Here is a 17945-nt window from a genome sequence, read left to right as displayed (position 1 = left end):
ACGATGCCCGACTCCCTGTTCGGATACCCCCTGGCCGCCATCTCGGGGCAACTGCTGGTCGGCATGATCAACGGCTCGCTCTATGCGCTGATGAGCCTGGGCCTGGCGATCATCTTCGGCCTGCTGCGCGTGGTGAACTTCGCCCATGGCGCGCAGTACATGCTGGGCGCCTTCGTGGCCTGGGGGCTGCTGGAGTACCTGGGCCTGAACTACTGGTGGGCCCTGGTGCTGGCACCGCTGATCGTGGGTGCCACGGGCATTGCGCTCGAGCGCTTTTTGCTGCGCAAGCTCTACCACCTCGACCACGTCTACGCACTGCTGCTGACCTTCGGCTTCGCGCTGATCCTGGAGGGCAGCTTCCGCTACAAGTTCGGCGCCACGGGCCAGCCTTATCCCAACCCGATCGCGGGCGGGCTGGACACCAGCATGGCGTTCTTCCCCTGGTACCGGCTCTGGGTGATCGCGGCCTCGCTGACCATGTGCATCGTGACCTGGTTCGTGATCGAGCGCACCAAGCTCGGGTCCTACCTGCGCGCAGCCACGGAGAACCCGAACCTGGTGCGCACCTTTGGCATCCGCGTTCCCCGCATGCTGATGCTGACCTATGGCCTGGGTGTGGCCCTCGCCGGGTTCAGCGGCGTGATGGCCGCCCCGATCTACCAGGTCAACCCGCTCATGGGCTCGCAACTGATCATCGTGGTGTTCGCGGTGGTGGTGATCGGCGGCATGGGATCCATCGTGGGCGCCATCGTCGCAGGCTTCGCGCTCGGCGTGATCGAGGGCATCACCAAGGTGGTCTACCCGGACGGCGCCGGCATGGTGGTGTTCGTGATCATGCTGATCACGCTCGCCATGCGCCCCAACGGCCTTTTCGGCAGTACCAAGTGACAACCAGGATGACAGCGATGAACGACTCCTCCTCTTCCTCCCGCATGGTGCGCTACCAGCGCCCGCTACTGATCGCCGGCGCCGTGGTGCTGCTGGCCGCTCCGTTCGTGGCCTATCCGATCTTCCTGATGAAGTTGCTGTGCTTCGCCCTGCTGGCGGCTTCGCTCAACCTGCTGGTGGGCTATGTGGGCCTGCTGTCCTTCGGGCATGCCATGTTCTTCGGCTCGGCCGCCTATGGCACCGCGCACGCGGTCAAGGTGTGGGGGTTCGACCCCGCGCTGGGCGTGGCGTTCGGCGTCGTCGTGGCGGCCGCCATCGGCGCCATCACCGGCCTGCTCGCTATCCGGCGTGCGGGCATCGCGTTCTCGATGATCACCCTGGCCAGCGCACAGCTGGTCTACTTCATCGCCCTGCGCTCTCCGTTCACCGGTGGGGAAGACGGCATCCAGAGCGTGCCCCGGGGCCATCTGTTCGGTGTCATCGACCTGGCCAACAACACAACCCTGTACTACGTGGTGATGCTGGCCGTGGTGGCGGCCTTCTGGCTGATCTGGCGCATCGTGTACTCGCCTTTCGGCCAGGTGCTGACCGCCATCCGGGACAACGAGCCACGGGCCATTTCACTGGGCTACCGCGTGAACCGCTACAAGCTGCTGGCCTTCACGCTGTCTGCAGCGTTGGCGGGGCTGGCAGGCGGCATGAAAAGCATCGTCTTCCAGATCGCCACCCTCAACGACGTGAGCTGGGTCACTTCGGGCGAGGCGCTGCTGATGGGCATCGTGGGCGGCCTGCAGACGCTGCTGGGCCCGGTGGCAGGTGCCATCGTGGTGGTCACCATGGCCAACTCGCTCTCGTCCATCGCGGAGGCGGTGCTGATCGTGCAGGGCGCCGTCTTTGTCCTGGTGGTGATGCTGTTCCGCCGGGGCATCGTCGGCGAGATCAATGCCTACCTGGCCCGCCGCCGCCCTGGCAACGCAACCCACTGACACAGGACAAGACATGGACAACGATTCGACAACCGCTCGCCTGCTCGAAGGGCGCCTTGCGCTGGTCACCGGAGCGGCGGCGGGCATCGGCCGCGCCATCGCCCTGCACTATGCCCGGGCCGGCGCCCGCGTGGTGCTGGTGGATCTGCGCGCCGAAGACTGCGCAGCGACGGTGGAGGACATTCGCCGCTCCGGCGGGCAGGCGTGGGCGTTCGCGCTCGACATCACCAGCGTGCCGGCATGCGCGGCCCTGGCAGAGCAGGTCGGGCGCGACATCGGCGCACTGGACATCCTCGTCAACAACGCCGGCATCCTGATCCGCGCCGGGATCGACGCGCCCGAAGTGCACGCCAAGCTGCGCCAGGTGTTCGACGTCAACGTCATGGGCGGCTTCAACGTGTTGCACGCGTTCTTGCCAGCCTTGCGCCAGACCCGCGGCAACGTGATCAACATCGCCTCGGGGGCAGCCTTCATTGCACAGGGCGGCTGCATCGGCTATTCCAGCTCCAAGGGCGCGGTGAAGATGTTCACGCAGAGCATGGCCGTGGACCTGGGCGCCGATGGCATCCGGGTCAACGCCATCGCGCCGGGAGTGATCGAGACCGCGATGACCGAGGCCACCCGCGCCGACCCGCGCCGGCTCGAAGGCTTTTTGCGCCGCACGCCCCAGGGCCGCATGGGCCAGCCCGACGAGATTGCCGCACCGGCGGTGTTCCTGGCATCGGCCATGGCCAGCTACATCAACGGCGTGACCCTGCCGGTGGATGGCGGCATGCTGGCCAACTAGAACCAGCAAACGCAAGCCAGCGCCCGTCTGGCCTGCGACCCCAGGCCCTGGCCAGGGCAGTCACCCAACAAAAAGGCCGCGCGGTGCGCGGCCTTTGTCATGGCGGCGGGTCTCAACGGCCCTGGAACACCGGGGGACGCTTCTCGGCAAACGCGCGCATGGCCTCGCGCGAGTCTTCGGTCTGGCCCAGCTCGGCAGTCATGTTCTGCTCGAAGCGGTAGCCGTCGCGCAGCGTCATGTTCTCAATGGTGGCCGCCGAGTTCTTGGCGGTGCGGCTGGCGATCGGGCTCTTGGAGGCAATGCGTGCGGCCATTTCCATCGCTGCCGGCATCAACTCCTCCAGCGGCACACACACTTCCACGATGCCACGGCGGTACAGCTCCGGGCCGCTGATGCGGTCGCCGGTCAGCATCATGCGGCGCGTGAGCGAGTGGCCGCACACGCGCATGGCATGGCGCCCTCCTCCCATCAGGCCCACGTCCACTTCGGGCAGGCCCAGGGAGGCATTTTCAGAGCACAGCAGGATGTCGCAAGAGACGGCAATGCCCAGGCCGGCACCGAGCGCCGCACCGTTGATGGCGGCGATCACGGGCTTCTTGCATTCGATGATCGAATAGCTGAGCTCGCGCGCGCGGCGCGAATGCGCCCAGCGCTCACCGGGCTCGAAGGTCTTGTTGGCGCGGCTCTTGATGTCGGCCCCGGCGCAGAAGATCTTGCCGGCGCCGGTGAGCACGACCACGCGCACGTCGTCGCGGTCGCTCATCTGGTCGAACGCAGCGATCATCTCGTCCATGAGGCCGGCGGACACGGCATTCACGGGGGGCGCGTCCATGGTGATCACGGCCACATGGTTCTCGACGTTGAGCTTCAGGAATTGCATAGGTTCTCCTCGGATGGATGGGTCAGTGAATTTCAGGGATGGATGCCGTACGGCCGGCGGGATTCGCTCAGCCGCAGCGACGCCAGGCCGTCGACGACGATGCACTGGCCGGTGATGCCGTTGTGCGGCGCGGCCAGCATGCTCACCGCGTGCGCGACGGCCTCGCGGTTGCCAGGGGTGTCCTGGCGCTCGTTGCTGAACTCGCTGGCGACCAGGTTGACGCAGAGCCCTTCGGGCTGGAGTTCGAGCGCCATGGAACGGGTCATGGCCACCAGCCCTGCGCTCGCGGCCATCTGGTGCACGCCGCCCCAGGCGCCCTGGTGGCCGCGCGAGCCGACATGCACGATCTGCGCGCCTTTTGCCAGATACGGCAGTGCCGCCTGTGCCACGCGGATCGGAGCCAGCAATTGGGCGTCCAGCGCCGTCTCGAAGGCAGCGTCGTCGATCTCGTCGAACTGCAGGTTCGAGCGCGTTGTCGGTGTCAGCGTCACGAGCGCATCAAGCGTTCCCAGGGCGGCGATGGCGCTTTGCAACGCAGCAGGGTCCTCGCTGGCGATGGCCAGCACCTGGTGGCCATCGTGTTCCAGGCGCGCCTGGATCGCCGGGGCCAGCGGCTCCTGCGTGCCCACGAGCAGCAGCTTGCTGGCGGTGTGTGTAGAGGTGGAAGGTGGCATGGACATGGCATCGGATGAGTGAAGTACCGGGACGGTCACAGCGGAGGCATGCCCACGCTCTTGCCGCCGTCCACGAACAGCACCTGGCCGTTGCACTGCCCCGCCCGGGGCGATGCCAGGAAGGACACGGCGTCGGCAATGGTCTGCGGGCTGGCGGCTGCGCCCGCGGGCTCGCGCTGTTCCAGCGCACGCCGCATCTCGGGCGTGTAGCCTTCCAGCATCCGGGTGTCGACCATGCCCGGCGCCACGGCATTGACGGTGATGCCGCGCCAGCGCAGCTCGATGGCCATGGCACGCACCATGCCCACCACGGCGGCCTTGCTGGCCACGTAGTGCGCAGCCCCTGCCCCACCGAGGTAGCCGCGCGATGCGATCTGCACTACGCGCCCGCCCTCGGGCATGCGGCGCACCGCCTCCTGGGCCACGATGAAGCTGCCCAGCAGGTTCACGCCCATCATGCTGCGAAGCCGATCGGCGTCCAGCTCGCGAAAGGGGATCATGGTCGAGGCAATGCCCGCGTTGTTCACGACCACGTCGATGGCGGGCAGCGTTGCGAACAGCGCACGGACCGCCGCGCGGTCCTGGACATCCAGGGCGGCCCCTTGCACGGCCAGTCCCTGGGCACGCAGACGCTCGGCTTCGGCATGGGCCAGCTCGCCATCCCGGTCGGTGGCGACGACCGAGAGGCCGTCGCGCGCCAGTTGTTCGGCGATGGCCAGCCCAATGCCGCGGGCCGCGCCGGTCACCACCGCACAACGCGCATGGCCGGATGCGGAGTTTTCAGTCGCCATGGTCATTCGAGAACGATGTTGGTTTTCTGCAGCACGTCCGTCCACTTGGTGCGCTCCGCGGCCACGCGCTGCCCGAGCTCCTCCGGCGTGCTGCCGACGGGCACCACGCCCACGGCCGCGATGCGGTCGCGCACGGACGGGGTCGCCAGCGCTTCGTTAATGAGCTTGCTCAGGCGGTCCACGATGGCTTTGGGGGTGCCGCTGCGCATGGCGATGTAGTTGATCGCCGTGACGTCGTAGCCCGGCAGCGTCGCGGCAATCGGAGGAATGTCCGCGGGGATGCCGGGAAGGCGGTTGGCCGCGGACATGCCGATGGCCCGCACCTTGCCCGCCTTGACCTGCGGCATGGCGGCGGCACTGCTCACGAACGTGGCATGCACCTGGCTGCCGATCACGCCCGTGATGGCCGGAGCCTCGCCGGTGAAGGGCACCATGGTCATGTCGGTACCGGCCAGCAGGTTGAAATACGCCCCCATGAGGTGGCCCTGGCCTCCAATCCCCGCAGTGGCGTAGTTGATGCTGCCCGGCTTGGCCTTGGCCGCCGCGACGAGATCGGCCACCGAATGGATGTTCAGCTTCGGGTCGACCACGAGAATGTAGGTGGCGGCCACCGTCTGGCTCACCGGCGCGAAGTCGGCCACCGGGTCGTAGCGCACCGACTTGGGTGCCAGGTACTGCGCAGCGGGCGTGCACCACACGATGGTGTAGCCGTCCGCAGGCTGCTGCAGTGCGTAGGACACACCGACCGTGCCGGCACCGCCGGGTTTGTTGTCGAGCACCACGGGCTGCCCCAGCTTTTCCGAGAGAACGGTCGAGAGGATGCGGGCCACGGCGTCGGAGCCGCCGCCGGGCGGAAACGGCACCACCATGCGCACGGGCCGGTGGGGCCAGTTGGACTCAGGGCCCGAGGCCAGTGCAGTAAAAGGCGTTGCGATGCCGGCCAATGCAGCGGCGAGCGCGTCGCGGCGGCGAAGTCCTTGGCTTGGGGGATGGGTGTGGCTCATGTTGTCTCGTTCTCTTGTTGTGGTCTGTGCATGTCCAGGGGAATGGAGGGCCGGCTACTCCAGCACGATGCCGGCGCGCTTCAGCGTGTCCTGAACCCGCTTGCGCTCGGTGGCGATGCGCTGGCCCAGCACCTGGGGCGTGCTGGCCACGGGCGACACGCCCAGCCCCAGCACCCGCTCCCGCACGGACGGGTTGGACAGCACGGCCTGGACGGCCTGGCTCATGCGGTCGATGATGGGCTGGGGCGTTCCAGTGCGAGCGGCCAGGTAGTTGATCGCCACCAGGTCGAATCCCGGAAGGCTTGCAGCCACCGCGGGAATGTTCGTCGGCATGCCTTCCATGGGCTGCGCTGCAGAGACGCCCAATGCGCGCACACGGCCGGAGCTCACGTGCGGCAATGCACCGGCGCCGCTGATGAAGGCCATCTGCACATCACCGCGCATCAACGCCACCATGGCGGGCCCTTCACCGGTGAAGGGCACCTGCGTCAGCTCGCCGCCGGCGGCCAGGCCGAACGATGCGGCCATGTAGTGGCCGAAAGAGCCGGTTCCCGCCGTGCCGTAGTTCAGCTGGCCCGGCTTGTCGCGCGCGGCATCGACCAGTTCGCGCACGGTTCGCCAGGGTTGCTGGTTGCCCACCACCAGCAGGTAGGAGGCGGACACCAGCAGGCTGACGGGGGCCAGGTCCTTGACCGGGTCGTAGCGGATGCTGCCTGGCGACATGATCTGCGCCGACGGCGTGCACCAGATGAAGGTGTAGCCATCGGCGGGCGCCTGAAGGCCGACGGCGACACCCAGCGTGCCCGCTGCGCCCGCGCGGTTGTCCACCACCACGGGCTGGCCCAGCTTTTCACCCAGGGCCTGCGCCACGATCCGCGCCACCGTGTCCGATCCGCCACCCGGCGCGGCAGGCACGATGAGCCGGATCGGCTTGCCGGGCCAGGCGTCCTCTGCCGCGCGGGCATGCGGCGTGATCAGCAGGCTGGCACCCGCCAGGTGTCCCGCCAAGACTGCAGGCAGGGCTTTGAGGAATGTGCTGCGTCTCATGCGGCCTCCAGTTGCGCCTGCGCAAGCTTGCGCGCGGCGCGGTAGTCGCCCTTGCCGCTGTCGGCGCGGGGCAGTTGCTCCACCACCAGGAAGTGCTTGGGCACCTTGTAGCCTGCGAGGTACGGCGCCAGGCCCGTGCGCAAGGCCTGGGCATTCGCAGGCACGCCGCCGGTATCGAGCAGAGCGACGATGGCATTGCCCCAGCGTTCGTCGGGCACGCCCACCACCAGCACATCCCGCACGCCCGGCAGCCGCTTGAGGGCTTCCTCGACTTCCTCCACATAGATCTTCTCGCCGCCGGAGTTGATGACCAGGCTGCCGCGCCCGAGCAGTTGCATGGAGCCGTCGGGATGGCGACGCACGCGGTCACCCGGCACGGCGTAACGCCGGCCGTCGATGGTGCGGAACACTTCCGCGGTCTTGCGCGGGTCCCCGAAGTAGCCTTCGGGCAATGGTTCACCCCGGGCGAGCCAGCCTTCGCCCTCCTGCCCTGCCGGCACGATGCGCCCGTCGTCGCCCACCATGACGGTATGCGGACCCGGCTCGAACCGGCCCGTGGGCGTGGCCTTGTCCCGCGTGGTGATGGCGTAGCCCAGGCCCGCGGCCTCGGACGCGCCGTAGATGTCGGCCAGCACCACCGAAGGAAGGTGGCGCAGCAAGCCTGCCTTGATTTCCTCGCTCCACATCAGGCCCGCGGAGCTGATGACCTTGAGCGCAGAGAGGTCGTAGCGGCCGGGCTTTTCGTCCAGCGCCGCCAGCATGGGGCGCGCGAACACATCGCCGACGATCAGCACACGGGTCGCGCGACCACGCTCCGCCAGTTGCCACAGCTCGTGCGGATCGAAGCTGCGGTGCGCGAGCAGCAAGGCCGTGCCGCCATTGAGCAGCTCGGCCAGCGTGCTGCTGATGCCTGCGCCGTGCATCAGCGGGCATGCGGGCAGCACACGGCCGGGCGCAGCGTTGGCTTCGACCATGTCCAGGTGCTCGGGCAGGCTGGCAGGGCGCCGCTGCACCAGGGGCGATTCCAGCTGGCATGCCCGGTAGTGGTTGCCCGGCCAGATCACGCCTTTGGGCCGGCCCGTGGTACCGCCGGTGTAAAGCAGCAGCGGGTCCCGCTCGTCCCGCGCGATGTCCAGCGGGCTGGTGTCGCCTTGCGCCGCCCAGGCCTGGAAGCTGGCCGTGGCTTCACGGCCCAGGCTTTCTCCGTCGAGGCAGATGCGTGAGCGCAGTGCCGGCAAGCGCGTGGCCAGCTCAGCCACCAGCGGCGCGAACTCTTGCTGGTAGAGCAAGGCCGTGGCACCCGCGTCTTCCAGAACGCCTGCGACTTCATCCACCGTGTACCGGTAGTTGAGGTTCACATGGATCAGGCGCGACTTGAGGCAGGCCACAAAGCCCTCGATGTAGCCGAGATGGTTCCTCGACAGGAACCCCACCCTTTCGCCAGCGCCATGCCCGGCGGCGAGCAGAGCCCGTGCCACGCGGTTGCTGCGTGCGTCGAGCTCGCCCCAGCTCACCACCTTGTCTCCCTGCACGATGGCAGGTCGGTCTGCGGGAACACGCGCAGCCACACCATCGAAGATGTCGGCCAGGTTCCAGCGGGATGCGGCCGGTTCGCTCATGCCATCTGCTCCTGTTCCACGGTGGAAGCAGCGTCTTGCGATACTGCGGCGGGCACCGCGTCCGACAACGCGATGAAGCGATCGCGCTGGAAGTCGGCGTTGCCGTAGGCGGTGTCGATCATGGCCAGGCGCTTGAGGTAGTGGCTCACGGCCAGTTCGTCGCTGGTTCCCACGCCGCCGTGCAATTGCACCGCCTGGTAGCCCACGTACAGGCCGCACTGGCCGATTCGCGCCTTGGCAGCGGCGATGGACCTCCTGCGCTGGGCAGGCGGGGCGTCCAGGCCGTCCAGCGCCAGTTGCAGCATCGAGCGGGACTCTTCGCAGGCAATGCTCATGTCGACCATGCGGTGCTGCAGCGCCTGGAAGCTGCCGATGGTCGTGCCGAACTGCTTGCGCACCTTGAGGTAGTCGAGCGTCATTTCGCTGACCGCATCCATCGCGCCGCAGGCCTCGGCCAGGCGTGCTGCGATCGCATGGTCCACCGCATATTCCAGCAGCGCCAGGCCTTCATGCAGGGGCCCCAGCAGCGCCGATTCGGGAAGGTCCAGCCCATCCATCTGCAGCTGGCTGATGTGCTGGTGATCGGGACTGCGAAAGTCGGTGCGCCGCAGCCCGGGCGAATCTGCCGGAACCAGGAACAGGGAGATGCTCGACGCATCCCCTTCCGAGCCGCGGGTGCGGGCAGGCACGATGAGCCAGTGCGCCGTGCTGGCATCGGGCACCCAGGACTTCTCGCCGCTCAGCCGAAAGCCCGCCCCCGAGGGCATGGCACGCGTGCGCACGCTGTTCAGGTGAAAGCGCCCAGCGGCTTCGCCCAGTGCGACGGCGATGCGGACGCTGCCATCCGCCATGCCCTCGAACAGCGTGCACTGCTCGGCGGTACCCGCCCTGGCGAGCAGGCGGGCCGCCATCACACTGGTGCTGACGAAAGGCTCGCGCAACAGGCCCCGCCCGATGCCCTCGGCCACGATCATGGTGTCGGCCGCCGAGGCACCGAAGCCCCCGTGCTCTTCCGGGATGGCCAGCGCCAGCCATCCCATGTCCGCCATGCGGCGCCAGTTGTCTTCGTCGTAGGCAGCCCCTGCTGCCGTGAGCTTGCGCCACTGCTCGAAACGCCCGTGCTCACGCACGAAGCGCTCCACGCCGTCCGCCAGCATCTTCTGTTCGGGTGTGTAATGGTTGTGCATGTCTTAAAGGCCGAGTGCACGGCGCGCGATGATGTTGCGCTGGATTTCGTTGGAACCACCATAGATGCTGGTGACGCGGCTGTGGAGGTAGGCCGTCATCGGGCCCGACTGCTCCATGGGAACGGTACCCGGCGCGCCCCCTGCGGACGCAAAGCGCGTGCCGTCGTAGCCCAGGGTCTCCACCCACAGCTCCGTGGCACGCTGCAGCAGCTCCGACCAGCGCAGCTTGAGCATGGAGCCGCGCGGCCCGGTGTCCACACCCGCCACGTTGTCGGCCAGCATGCGCAGGCCCATCTGCTCGATCGCCTGCACCTCGATCTCCAGTTGCGCCAGCTTGGAGCGAAAGCCAGGGTTCAGGTAAAGGCTGGACCCTGCGTCTGGCGTCTTGCGTGCCAGCTCCTTCACCTGTTCGAGCTGCCTTGCCAGCCGCACGCCCAAGGTCGCCGTCAAGGCGCGCTCGCGGTCCAGGAGCACCTTGCCATAGCTCCAGCCGCGGCCTTCCTCGCCCAGCAGCTGGCTGGCCGGCACCCGCACGGCATCCAAAAACACTTCCGTGACGTGGGACTGCTCGTCGAGCGTGTGGAACGGGCGCACGGTGATGCCGGGCGCGTCCATGTCCATCAGCAGCAGCGAGATGCCGTCCTGCTTGCGCGTCTCATCGCTGGTGCGCACCAGGCAGAACATGCGGTTGGCCGCATGGGCATAGCTCGTCCACAGCTTCTGGCCGGTGACCACATAGTGGTCGCCGTCGCGCACGGCGCGGGTGCGCAGGCCGGCCAGGTCGGACCCGGCCTGGGGCTCCGAATAGCCCTGGCACCACCAGTCTTCGCCCGACAGGATGCGAGGCAGGTACCGTGCCTTCTGCTCGGCCGTGCCATAGGTGAAGATGATGGGACCGATGAGCTCCAGGCCCTGGTGGAATTGCGGCGGCGCATCCGCGGCCGCAGTCTCCTGCTCGAAGATGTGGATCTGCACCGGCGACCAGCCGGTACCGCCGTGCTCGCGCGGCCAGGTGGGTGCCCCCCATCCCTGGCGGAACAGGATGTTCTGCCACTGGCGAAAGCCGTCGGGCGTGGCCCGCATGCCGGAGCGCACGCGTTCGCGCAAGGCATCGGGTACGTTCTGCTCGCAAAAGCGCCGCACCTCGTGCCGGAATGCGCGGTCCGCTTCGTTTTGATCAAGTCTCATGAAATTTACCTGCCGCTCGGTAAGTTATGGATTGCAGTTTGGCCCACTGCCCATATGAAAGTTCTCGCCTTCTCGGCAAAATTTACCTGCCGACTGGTTAATAATACTTCGAAATCCTTCAGACCCACAAGGTCTGTGTCTCGTGGATAACCCGATCCAGCCGATGCCCTCAGGCCAATGCGGGTTAATCTCCACGATTTCCCCACCAAGAAAGCACCCGCTATGGCTCCCCGCGCTGGCACGAAAAAAGCCCCCACCGATCCCTCCCTGGCCAGCGGCAACCGCGAAGACCAACTGCTGGACATCGCTCGCCGGCTGTTCGCGCACAGAGGCTTTCACGCCACCTCGCTGCGGGACATTGCCGAAGAGGCCAAGATCACCAAAGCCGCGCTGTACTACCACTTCCCGAACAAGGACGATCTCTATGAGCGGGTGGTGATCCAGTCGCTCGATGCCCTGGTCCAGATGGTCGGCGCCGACGTGGCGCGCGCCAACACCCCGACCGAGCGGGTTCGCGCGTTCATGCGCTCATCGGCGCACTTTCTCGACGAACATCGCGACCATTGGCTGGCCGGCGCCAACGCTTTTCGCGAAGCAGGCCACACCGAGCAGAGGGGCGTGGCGCTGCACTTGAGAGACACCTACGAGAAGCTGCTGCGCCGCTGCGTCCAGGAGGGGATCGATTCGGGCGAATTCCGCGACGCAGATGCCGCCATGACCACCCGTTTTCTGCTGTCCGGGCTGAACTACGTCACGCGCTGGCACTCCCCCAAGGGAAAGCTGAGCGTGAAGGATGTCATGGGCCAGTACGTCGACATGGCCCTGCTGGGCATGACGGTGCGCGAGCCTGCAGCATCCAGCGCCGCTGCGTCGCCCACGGACGCGCCACCACCGGCCGCAAAGACGCCCTCCAGCACCGCGCGCAAGAAGGCAACGCCCCGGGCCTGACGGGGACCTGGGGGCCCTTTTTTTGCCTTGCTGGATTACCGGTCGACAAGTAATTTTTCAGGAGACATGCATGAACCAAAGGCTTGACAACAGGGTGGCACTGGTCACCGGCGGCGCACAGGGCATAGGACGGGCGATCGCCCAGGCCTTCGCCGACCAAGGGGCCATCGTCGGGGTGCTCGACATCCGCGAAGACCTGGCACAAAAGGCTGCCGATGAGATCCGGCAAGGCGGAGGCCGGGCCCAGGGCTTCGGCGGCAATGTCGCATTGCGCGAGACGTTCACGCAGGCCGTGGACGCGCTGGAGACGCAGCATGGCCGGTTCGACATCCTGGTGAACAACGCGATCTGGGTGCGCTACGGCCCGACCCAGGACATCACGCCCGAGATGCTCGATCGCATGACAGCCACCGGCTTTCACTCCATCGTCTGGGGCATCCAGGCGGCAGCACCTGCCATGGGCCGCAGCGGCGGCGGCTCCATCATCAACATCGCCTCGGCCGCGGGCTTTCTGGGCATTCCTGGCGCGCTGGTCTACTGCGGAGTGAAGGCTGCGGCCCTGGGCCTCACGCGCTCCGCAGCCGTCGAGCTGGGCGCCCGCAAGATCCGCGTGAACGCCATCGCACCCGGCACGGTACCCACCGAAGGCGTGCGCATCAACATGGACGAGTCCGTGGCGGCGCGGCGCATCGCGCGCACCCCGCTGGGGCGCCTGGGGCACGTGGACGACATCGCGGCGGCAGCCTGCTTCCTCGCATCGGACGAGAGCAGCTTCATGACCGGGGAATCCATGCTGGTGGACGGGGGAGTCACGCATGCCCTCCTCTGACCACAGCCCGGGCCACAACGCCCCCGCCCCCGCCTCCACCCCCGCCGTTCAGCCCACCGTGGCTGCGCATGCCAGCATCGCCCTGCCCCGGGCCGATTGGCTGGCGCTGCACCACGAAGACGCCATCGAGCCGGACCTGCCCATCGTGGATGCCCACCACCACCTGTGGGTGCTGGCCGGCGCAAGCTATCTGCAGGCCGACATGGGCCAGGACCTTCGCACCGGGCACGACATACGCGCCACCGTGTTCGTGGACTGCCATTCGCACTATCTGGCCGATGGCCCGGAGGCGCTCAGGCCGGTGGGGGAAACCGCGTTCGCAGCCGCACAGGCGCTGGCCTTCGCACAGACGGGATCGCACACGCAGATCTGCGCCGCCATCGTCGGGTGGGCCGACCTGGCGCTGGGTGACGGAATCGAACCCGTGCTGGAGAAGCACATCGAAGCAGGACAGGGGCGCCTCAGGGGCATCCGCGCGCGCCCCACCTGGCACAGCGACCCGGCTGTCCATCCAGCCACGCAGGGCCGCGAGGGCATCCTTCGCGATGACACAGCCCGGCAAGCCACCCGGCGCCTTGGCGCCATGGGCCTGTCGCTCGACCTGTGGGTCTACCACACGCAACTGCCGGACGTGGCCTTCCTCGCCGACCAGTGCCCGGACACGCCCATGGTGCTCAACCACTGCGGAGGGCCCCTGGGCATCGGCCCCTATGCCGGCGAGCGCGCGCAGGTGTTCGACGCATGGCGCGGGCACATCCGCGCACTGGCCCAGCGGCCGAACCTGCGGCTCAAGCTGGGTGGCCTGGCCATGCACCGCATGGGCTTCGGCCTGGACCAGGCCGACCGGCCCGCGCGCTCGGAAGTGATCGCGAACGCCTGGTCTCCGTATTTCGAGGTGTGCATCGAGGCATTCGGCGCAGACCGGTGCATGTTCGAGAGCAACTTTCCGGTCGATAAGGTGGGCTGCAGCTACCCGGTGCTCTGGAACGCGTTCAAGCATGCCACGAAGGCCTGCAGCCCCTCGGAGCGAACGCAGCTTTTCAGCGGCACCGCGGCGCGCACGTACGGCATCGATCTGTCTTTGCAACCTGCGTCCTGAGCCGGTACGGCTGTCGCAATCACGCCAAACATCGTTCAACTAAATTACCTGCCGACCGGTAAGTTACGCTACATTTCGAACCGGCGGTCGGCGTGCCCGTCCGCCGTGCATGACAAACATTGAACGGAGACAACGTGAACAAACTCATCTCATCCACTGCGGTGCTGGCCTTGCTGGGCTCCCCGCTGGCCTACGCGCAATCCTCGGTGACCATCTATGGCGTGCTCGATGCGTCAGTGACCTGGGTGGACAACGGTGCCGGCAGCACCACGCGGCTCGACTCCGGGGCGGGCTGGGCCTCTCGCCTGGGCTTTCGCGGCACGGAAGACCTGGGCGGCGGGCTCAAGGCCAACTTCGTGCTCGAACAGGGTTTTGACGGCAGCACCGGCGTCCTGCAGCAAGGCGGTGCCGCCTTCGGCCGGGCCTCCTGGGTGGGGTTGAGCGGCACCAACTGGGAAGTCCGTGCCGGCAGGCAGCTCTCGCCCGTGGCGCTGTCGCTGCTGGCAGTGGACCCCGGTGTGGGCAACTACTGGGGCAACCTGCAGCAGACGGGCATTGGCAGCCTGCAGAGCCCGGCCTCCGTGGCAGGCGACCCTGGCCACCAATCCACGGCCCGCATCAACAACTCGATCTTCGGATCGTGGAAAGGCGGCCCCGTGACTGCCCGCTTCATGGTGGCCCCGGGCGAGGCGGCCTCCAGCGACGCCGGCAATTTCCACGGAGGAAGCCTGACCTACGCCGACGGCCCCTGGCTCGGTACCGCAGGCTACGCGCGTTTCCGCCAGTATGCGAAGGACATCCCCACGGGAGCCGCCGCGGCCTGGCAGTCCGAGTGGACCGCGGCAGGCTCCTACAACTTCGGACCTGTGCGCCTGGCCACGGGGTACTACACCTTCAACCCTTCCGAGAAGAACAAGGTGCTGGCGGCCACGAGCCTCCTCAAGAGCGAGTCTGCCTGGGTCGGCGCGACCATTCCCCTCACCCAAAGCCAGATCCTCTTGCAAGTCATCAGGAACAAGACCGAAAGAATGCCTGGCATCGCGGATGGGCAAGCCACGATCTATGGCGCGACCTACGAGTACTTCCTGTCCAAGCGCACGGCGCTCTACGTGTCTGGTGGCCTGGTCAAGAACAACAGCACCAGCAACACGGTGCTGGTGGGAAGCACCGTCGCCGTAGCCCCCGCCGCCATGGGCGCCAACGCGAAGGCCCTGTCCTTCGGCGTCCGGCACAGCTTCTGAGGGCACTGGCTCCAAGGCTTGAAGCGCCTCCTGGCGAGAGGAGGCGCTCGTGCCAGAGCACGATGGTGGTCGTGCTCTGGCACATCCATTCCGACCGGCCGGTTCCAGGCCGGGTCACAGCAGCGACAGCATGAAAGGTAGACACGTGAAAATTCTCGTCCCCGTCAAGCGCGTGGTGGACTACAACGTGAAGGTCCGCGTCAAATCGGACAACACGGGTGTGGACATCGCCAACGTGAAGATGAGCATGAACCCCTTTGACGAGATCGCCGTCGAAGAGGCCGTGCGCCTGAAAGAAAAGGGCCTGGTGACCGAAGTCATCGCTGTGTCCTGCGGCGTGGCCCAGTGCCAGGAAACCCTGCGCACCGCCATGGCCATCGGCGCCGACCGCGCCATCCTGGTCGAGACCGATGCCGAGCTGCAGCCCCTGGCCGTGGCCAAGCTGCTCAAGGCCCTGGTCGACAAGGAACAGCCCGGCCTCATCATCCTGGGCAAGCAGGCCATCGACGACGATGCCAACCAGACCGGCCAGATGCTGGCGGCCCTGGCCGACCTGCCGCAAGCCACGTTCGCCAGCAAGGTCGAACTGTCGGCCGACAAGGTCAGCGTGACCCGTGAAGTCGATGGCGGCGCTGAGACGCTGTCGCTGACGCTGCCAGCGGTCATCACCACCGACCTGCGCCTGAACGAGCCCCGCTACGTCACCTTGCCCAACATCATGAAGGCCAAGAAGAAGCAGCTCGATACCGTCAAGCCCGAAGACCTCGGCGTGGACGTGGCGCCGCGCCTGAAGACCCTGAAGGTGACCGAGCCCGCCAAGCGCGGTGCCGGCGTCAAGGTGGCCGATGTGGCCGCTTTGGTCGACAAGCTCAAGAACGAAGCAAAAGTCATCTAAGGAGAACAAGAAATGACCGTACTCGTTATTGCTGAACACGACAACGCGACCATCAAGGGCGCAACCCTCAACACCGTGACCGCCGCTGTGGCGTGTGGCGGCGACGTGCACGTGCTGGTGGCCGGCCACAACGCAGGCGCCGCCGCAGCCGCTGCGGGCCAGATCGCCGGTGTTGCCAAGGTCATCCATGCCGATGCCCCGGGCCTCGAACATGGCCTGGCAGAAAACGTGGCCGCCCAGGTGCTGGCCATTGCGTCGAGCTACAGCCACATCCTGTTCGCGTCCACCGCCAGCGGCAAGAACGTGGCACCCCGCGTGGCCGCCAAACTCGATGTCGCGCAGATCAGCGACATCACCAAGGTGGTCGCCGCCGACACCTTCGAGCGCCCCATCTACGCCGGCAACGCCGTCGCCACGGTGCAAAGCGCCGACAGCGTGAAGGTCATCACCGTGCGCACTACGGGCTTTGACGCTGCGGCTTCCTCCGGTGGCTCCGCCGCGGTGGAAACCGCCGCTGCAACGGCCGACGCCGGCAAGAGCACCTTCCTGGGCAGCGAGATCGCCAAGAACGACCGCCCCGAGCTGACCGCCGCCAAGATCATCGTCTCCGGCGGCCGCGCGCTGGGCAGCAAGGAAAAGTTCGACGAAGTCATCACGCCCCTGGCCGACAAGCTGGGCGCGGCCATCGGCGCATCGCGCGCCGCGGTGGATGCGGGCTACGCACCGAACGACCTGCAGGTGGGCCAGACGGGCAAGATCGTCGCGCCGCAGCTGTATGTGGCCGCCGGCATCTCGGGCGCGATCCAGCACTTGGCCGGCATGAAGGACTCCAAGGTGATCGTCGCGATCAACAAGGACCCGGAAGCGCCGATCTTCAGCGTGGCCGACTACGGCCTGGAGGCTGATCTGTTCACGGCCGTTCCTGAATTGGTCAAGGCGCTCTGAGCACGCCGCTGGCCCGCTAAAAGGCATCGCTTGCGGTTGAATCGCCCCGGCTTATCTAGACACTTTTGAGCCTTTGGGAATGTTGCTGTTCGAACTCTACAGGGGATAGTCCTGACGGCCCTGCCGACAACGCGCTGGCGGGAGTCGGGATTCAGTTCATGAATCCAGGCACGCAGCAAATCGCGGCACGGATAGCCCAACGCCTTGACCGCGGAGGCAATACAGCGCCCGTGCTCGGCGTAGTGCTTGACAGCCTGCTCCTTCTGAATTTGAGAATACTTCGGCTTCGAGCGCACGTAGCCGGACGACAGGTCCAGGCGCCGCTCGTACTCCTCATGCCAGCTCCTCAAAGAGTTCTTCGTCGGATAGCCCAACTGGCGAATAGTCGCCCCGGTGCGCTTGCCCAGCTTGATGTAGAGCGTGACCGCCCGGATGCGGTCTTCGTATGAATACATGAACTATCTCCAGGTAGTCCAAGTTTTCCGCCGCACCCCCGCTGCTGCCCTCTCTGGGAAACTTGTACCAACGCGATCCGCTGCGCCGGTCACGAATGATTGCCGGTTGAAGTCCGCCGGGATCGTCCGCATCACCTTGCGTAGTCCATATCGCCATTGCGAATCGAAGCGCCTCGCCGCGCTGGGCTGCGGTCTTGCTGACGTCAAACGCGCTCCAGTGCGTGCCCGCCTCGATGACTCCGAGCGCTTCAAATGCCTCGTTGTGCTGAAGGTTAAAGGTCGCTTTCTTGTTCATCATTTCTACCTGGTTGTGACGCTTCGCTAGAGATCTAGAGCAAACCGAAAAGAAACTTGGCTCTCTTGGGCATTCGGACAGGATCGGAGTCGATAGCCTAGCGAGTCTCGCAACGCTTATTGCCAAGTAAGGACGGCAACAGAAATTCGGACCGACGATTCGGTCATCGGCCCGATTCATCCGCAGT

18 protein-coding genes and 1 pseudogene are annotated in these 17945 nt (G+C 66.7%); 9 read left to right on the top strand and 10 right to left on the bottom strand.

Annotation, left to right across the window (positions count from 1 at the left end):
• Positions 1-3 precede the first annotated feature (3 nt).
• The 3 genes from ACIGHN_RS11690 to ACIGHN_RS11680 are packed head-to-tail and all read left to right on the top strand — an operon-like array spanning position 4 to position 2661.
• Entirely contained in the window at positions 4-888 is an 885-nt protein-coding gene (locus ACIGHN_RS11690) for a branched-chain amino acid ABC transporter permease (protein ID WP_396504492.1), read from the top strand.
• Positions 889-905: 17 nt separating this feature from the next.
• Positions 906-1874, top strand: coding sequence for a branched-chain amino acid ABC transporter permease (locus ACIGHN_RS11685; RefSeq protein WP_396504491.1), 969 nt, complete (start codon positions 906-908; stop codon positions 1872-1874).
• Positions 1875-1887: 13 nt separating this feature from the next.
• On the top strand, positions 1888-2661 hold the full coding sequence (locus tag ACIGHN_RS11680; RefSeq protein ID WP_056413813.1) for an SDR family NAD(P)-dependent oxidoreductase: 774 nt from the start codon (positions 1888-1890) through the stop codon (positions 2659-2661).
• Between the two features lie 112 nt (positions 2662-2773).
• Here ACIGHN_RS11680 and ACIGHN_RS11675 read toward each other — a convergent pair whose 3' ends face one another.
• The 8 genes from ACIGHN_RS11675 to ACIGHN_RS11640 are packed head-to-tail and all read right to left on the bottom strand — an operon-like array spanning position 2774 to position 11051.
• Positions 2774-3541, bottom strand: a complete 768-nt coding sequence (locus ACIGHN_RS11675) for an enoyl-CoA hydratase/isomerase family protein (RefSeq protein WP_056413818.1) — start codon at positions 3539-3541, stop codon at positions 2774-2776.
• Positions 3542-3573: 32 nt separating this feature from the next.
• Entirely contained in the window at positions 3574-4221 is a 648-nt protein-coding gene (locus ACIGHN_RS11670; RefSeq protein ID WP_396504490.1) for an SDR family NAD(P)-dependent oxidoreductase, read from the bottom strand.
• 29 nt (positions 4222-4250) lie between these two features.
• The gene (locus tag ACIGHN_RS11665) at positions 4251-5006 is read right to left on the bottom strand and encodes an SDR family NAD(P)-dependent oxidoreductase (protein WP_056413881.1); all 756 of its coding nucleotides are present in this window, start codon (positions 5004-5006) and stop codon (positions 4251-4253) included.
• A 2-nt stretch (positions 5007-5008) separates the two neighbouring features.
• On the bottom strand, positions 5009-6010 hold the full coding sequence (locus ACIGHN_RS11660; RefSeq protein WP_396504489.1) for a Bug family tripartite tricarboxylate transporter substrate binding protein: 1002 nt from the start codon (positions 6008-6010) through the stop codon (positions 5009-5011).
• A 54-nt stretch (positions 6011-6064) separates the two neighbouring features.
• Entirely contained in the window at positions 6065-7057 is a 993-nt protein-coding gene (locus ACIGHN_RS11655) for a Bug family tripartite tricarboxylate transporter substrate binding protein (protein WP_396504488.1), read from the bottom strand.
• Entirely contained in the window at positions 7054-8676 is a 1623-nt protein-coding gene (locus tag ACIGHN_RS11650; RefSeq protein ID WP_396504487.1) for an AMP-binding protein, read from the bottom strand. The genes ACIGHN_RS11655 and ACIGHN_RS11650 overlap by 4 nt, the downstream gene beginning before the upstream one ends.
• Entirely contained in the window at positions 8673-9863 is a 1191-nt protein-coding gene (locus ACIGHN_RS11645; protein ID WP_396504486.1) for an acyl-CoA dehydrogenase family protein, read from the bottom strand. Before ACIGHN_RS11645 ends, ACIGHN_RS11650 begins: the two co-directional genes overlap by 4 nt.
• A 3-nt stretch (positions 9864-9866) precedes the next feature.
• On the bottom strand, positions 9867-11051 hold the full coding sequence (locus ACIGHN_RS11640; RefSeq protein WP_396504485.1) for an acyl-CoA dehydrogenase family protein: 1185 nt from the start codon (positions 11049-11051) through the stop codon (positions 9867-9869).
• A gap of 222 nt (positions 11052-11273) precedes the next feature.
• Between ACIGHN_RS11640 and ACIGHN_RS11635 the strand changes: the two genes are divergently transcribed.
• The 6 genes from ACIGHN_RS11635 to ACIGHN_RS11610 all read left to right on the top strand — a co-directional run bounded on the left by ACIGHN_RS11635 (position 11274) and on the right by ACIGHN_RS11610 (position 17008).
• Positions 11274-11999, top strand: a complete 726-nt coding sequence (locus ACIGHN_RS11635; protein WP_396504484.1) for a TetR/AcrR family transcriptional regulator — start codon at positions 11274-11276, stop codon at positions 11997-11999.
• A gap of 70 nt (positions 12000-12069) precedes the next feature.
• A complete protein-coding gene (locus ACIGHN_RS11630; protein ID WP_396504483.1) occupies positions 12070-12828 on the top strand; it encodes an SDR family NAD(P)-dependent oxidoreductase in 759 nt (252 codons plus the stop codon).
• Positions 12815-13927 (top strand): amidohydrolase family protein, encoded by a 1113-nt coding sequence (locus tag ACIGHN_RS11625; protein ID WP_396504482.1) that lies wholly within the window; start codon positions 12815-12817, stop codon positions 13925-13927. The genes ACIGHN_RS11630 and ACIGHN_RS11625 overlap by 14 nt, the downstream gene beginning before the upstream one ends.
• A 134-nt stretch (positions 13928-14061) precedes the next feature.
• Entirely contained in the window at positions 14062-15168 is a 1107-nt protein-coding gene (locus ACIGHN_RS11620; protein WP_396504481.1) for a porin, read from the top strand.
• A 145-nt stretch (positions 15169-15313) separates the two neighbouring features.
• Positions 15314-16063, top strand: a complete 750-nt coding sequence (locus ACIGHN_RS11615) for an electron transfer flavoprotein subunit beta/FixA family protein (RefSeq protein WP_396504480.1) — start codon at positions 15314-15316, stop codon at positions 16061-16063.
• Between the two features lie 12 nt (positions 16064-16075).
• Positions 16076-17008: an electron transfer flavoprotein subunit alpha/FixB family protein gene (locus tag ACIGHN_RS11610; RefSeq protein ID WP_396504479.1), complete on the top strand. Its 933-nt coding sequence runs from the start codon at positions 16076-16078 to the stop codon at positions 17006-17008.
• A gap of 110 nt (positions 17009-17118) precedes the next feature.
• Here ACIGHN_RS11610 and ACIGHN_RS11605 read toward each other — a convergent pair.
• Positions 17119-17415 (bottom strand): annotated as a pseudogene (locus ACIGHN_RS11605) (IS3 family transposase); the annotation flags it as partial.
• Positions 17342-17758: a hypothetical protein gene (locus ACIGHN_RS11600; protein WP_396504590.1), complete on the bottom strand. Its 417-nt coding sequence runs from the start codon at positions 17756-17758 to the stop codon at positions 17342-17344. The pseudogene ACIGHN_RS11605 and the gene ACIGHN_RS11600, both read right to left, overlap by 74 nt.
• Between the last annotated feature and the right edge of the window lie 187 nt (positions 17759-17945).

The sequence above is a fragment of the Acidovorax sp. NPDC077693 genome (assembly GCF_044542805.1).
In the GTDB taxonomy this organism is placed as follows: domain Bacteria; phylum Pseudomonadota; class Gammaproteobacteria; order Burkholderiales; family Burkholderiaceae_C; genus Acidovorax.
This window is presented reverse-complemented; position numbering and strand designations above follow the sequence as displayed.

Bases quoted from the DNA above. Each gene is read 5' to 3' on its own strand.
- ACIGHN_RS11690 (WP_396504492.1), top strand. From the start codon at position 4: ATGCCCGACTCCCTGTTCGGATACCCCCTGGCCGCCATCTCGGGGCAA.
- ACIGHN_RS11680 (WP_056413813.1), top strand. From the start codon at position 1,888: ATGGACAACGATTCGACAACCGCTCGCCTGCTCGAAGGGCGCCTTGCG.
- ACIGHN_RS11610 (WP_396504479.1), top strand. From the start codon at position 16,076: ATGACCGTACTCGTTATTGCTGAACACGACAACGCGACCATCAAGGGC.
- ACIGHN_RS11645 (WP_396504486.1), bottom strand. From the start codon at position 9,863: ATGCACAACCATTACACACCCGAACAGAAGATGCTGGCGGACGGCGTG.
- ACIGHN_RS11665 (WP_056413881.1), bottom strand. From the start codon at position 5,006: ATGGCGACTGAAAACTCCGCATCCGGCCATGCGCGTTGTGCGGTGGTG.
- ACIGHN_RS11670 (WP_396504490.1), bottom strand. From the start codon at position 4,221: ATGTCCATGCCACCTTCCACCTCTACACACACCGCCAGCAAGCTGCTG.
- ACIGHN_RS11640 (WP_396504485.1), bottom strand. From the start codon at position 11,051: ATGAGACTTGATCAAAACGAAGCGGACCGCGCATTCCGGCACGAGGTG.
- ACIGHN_RS11685 (WP_396504491.1), top strand. From the start codon at position 906: ATGAACGACTCCTCCTCTTCCTCCCGCATGGTGCGCTACCAGCGCCCG.
- ACIGHN_RS11625 (WP_396504482.1), top strand. From the start codon at position 12,815: ATGCCCTCCTCTGACCACAGCCCGGGCCACAACGCCCCCGCCCCCGCC.
- ACIGHN_RS11600 (WP_396504590.1), bottom strand. From the start codon at position 17,758: ATGAACAAGAAAGCGACCTTTAACCTTCAGCACAACGAGGCATTTGAA.
- ACIGHN_RS11650 (WP_396504487.1), bottom strand. From the start codon at position 8,676: ATGAGCGAACCGGCCGCATCCCGCTGGAACCTGGCCGACATCTTCGAT.
- ACIGHN_RS11655 (WP_396504488.1), bottom strand. From the start codon at position 7,057: ATGAGACGCAGCACATTCCTCAAAGCCCTGCCTGCAGTCTTGGCGGGA.
- ACIGHN_RS11635 (WP_396504484.1), top strand. From the start codon at position 11,274: ATGGCTCCCCGCGCTGGCACGAAAAAAGCCCCCACCGATCCCTCCCTG.
- ACIGHN_RS11660 (WP_396504489.1), bottom strand. From the start codon at position 6,010: ATGAGCCACACCCATCCCCCAAGCCAAGGACTTCGCCGCCGCGACGCG.
- ACIGHN_RS11675 (WP_056413818.1), bottom strand. From the start codon at position 3,541: ATGCAATTCCTGAAGCTCAACGTCGAGAACCATGTGGCCGTGATCACC.
- ACIGHN_RS11630 (WP_396504483.1), top strand. From the start codon at position 12,070: ATGAACCAAAGGCTTGACAACAGGGTGGCACTGGTCACCGGCGGCGCA.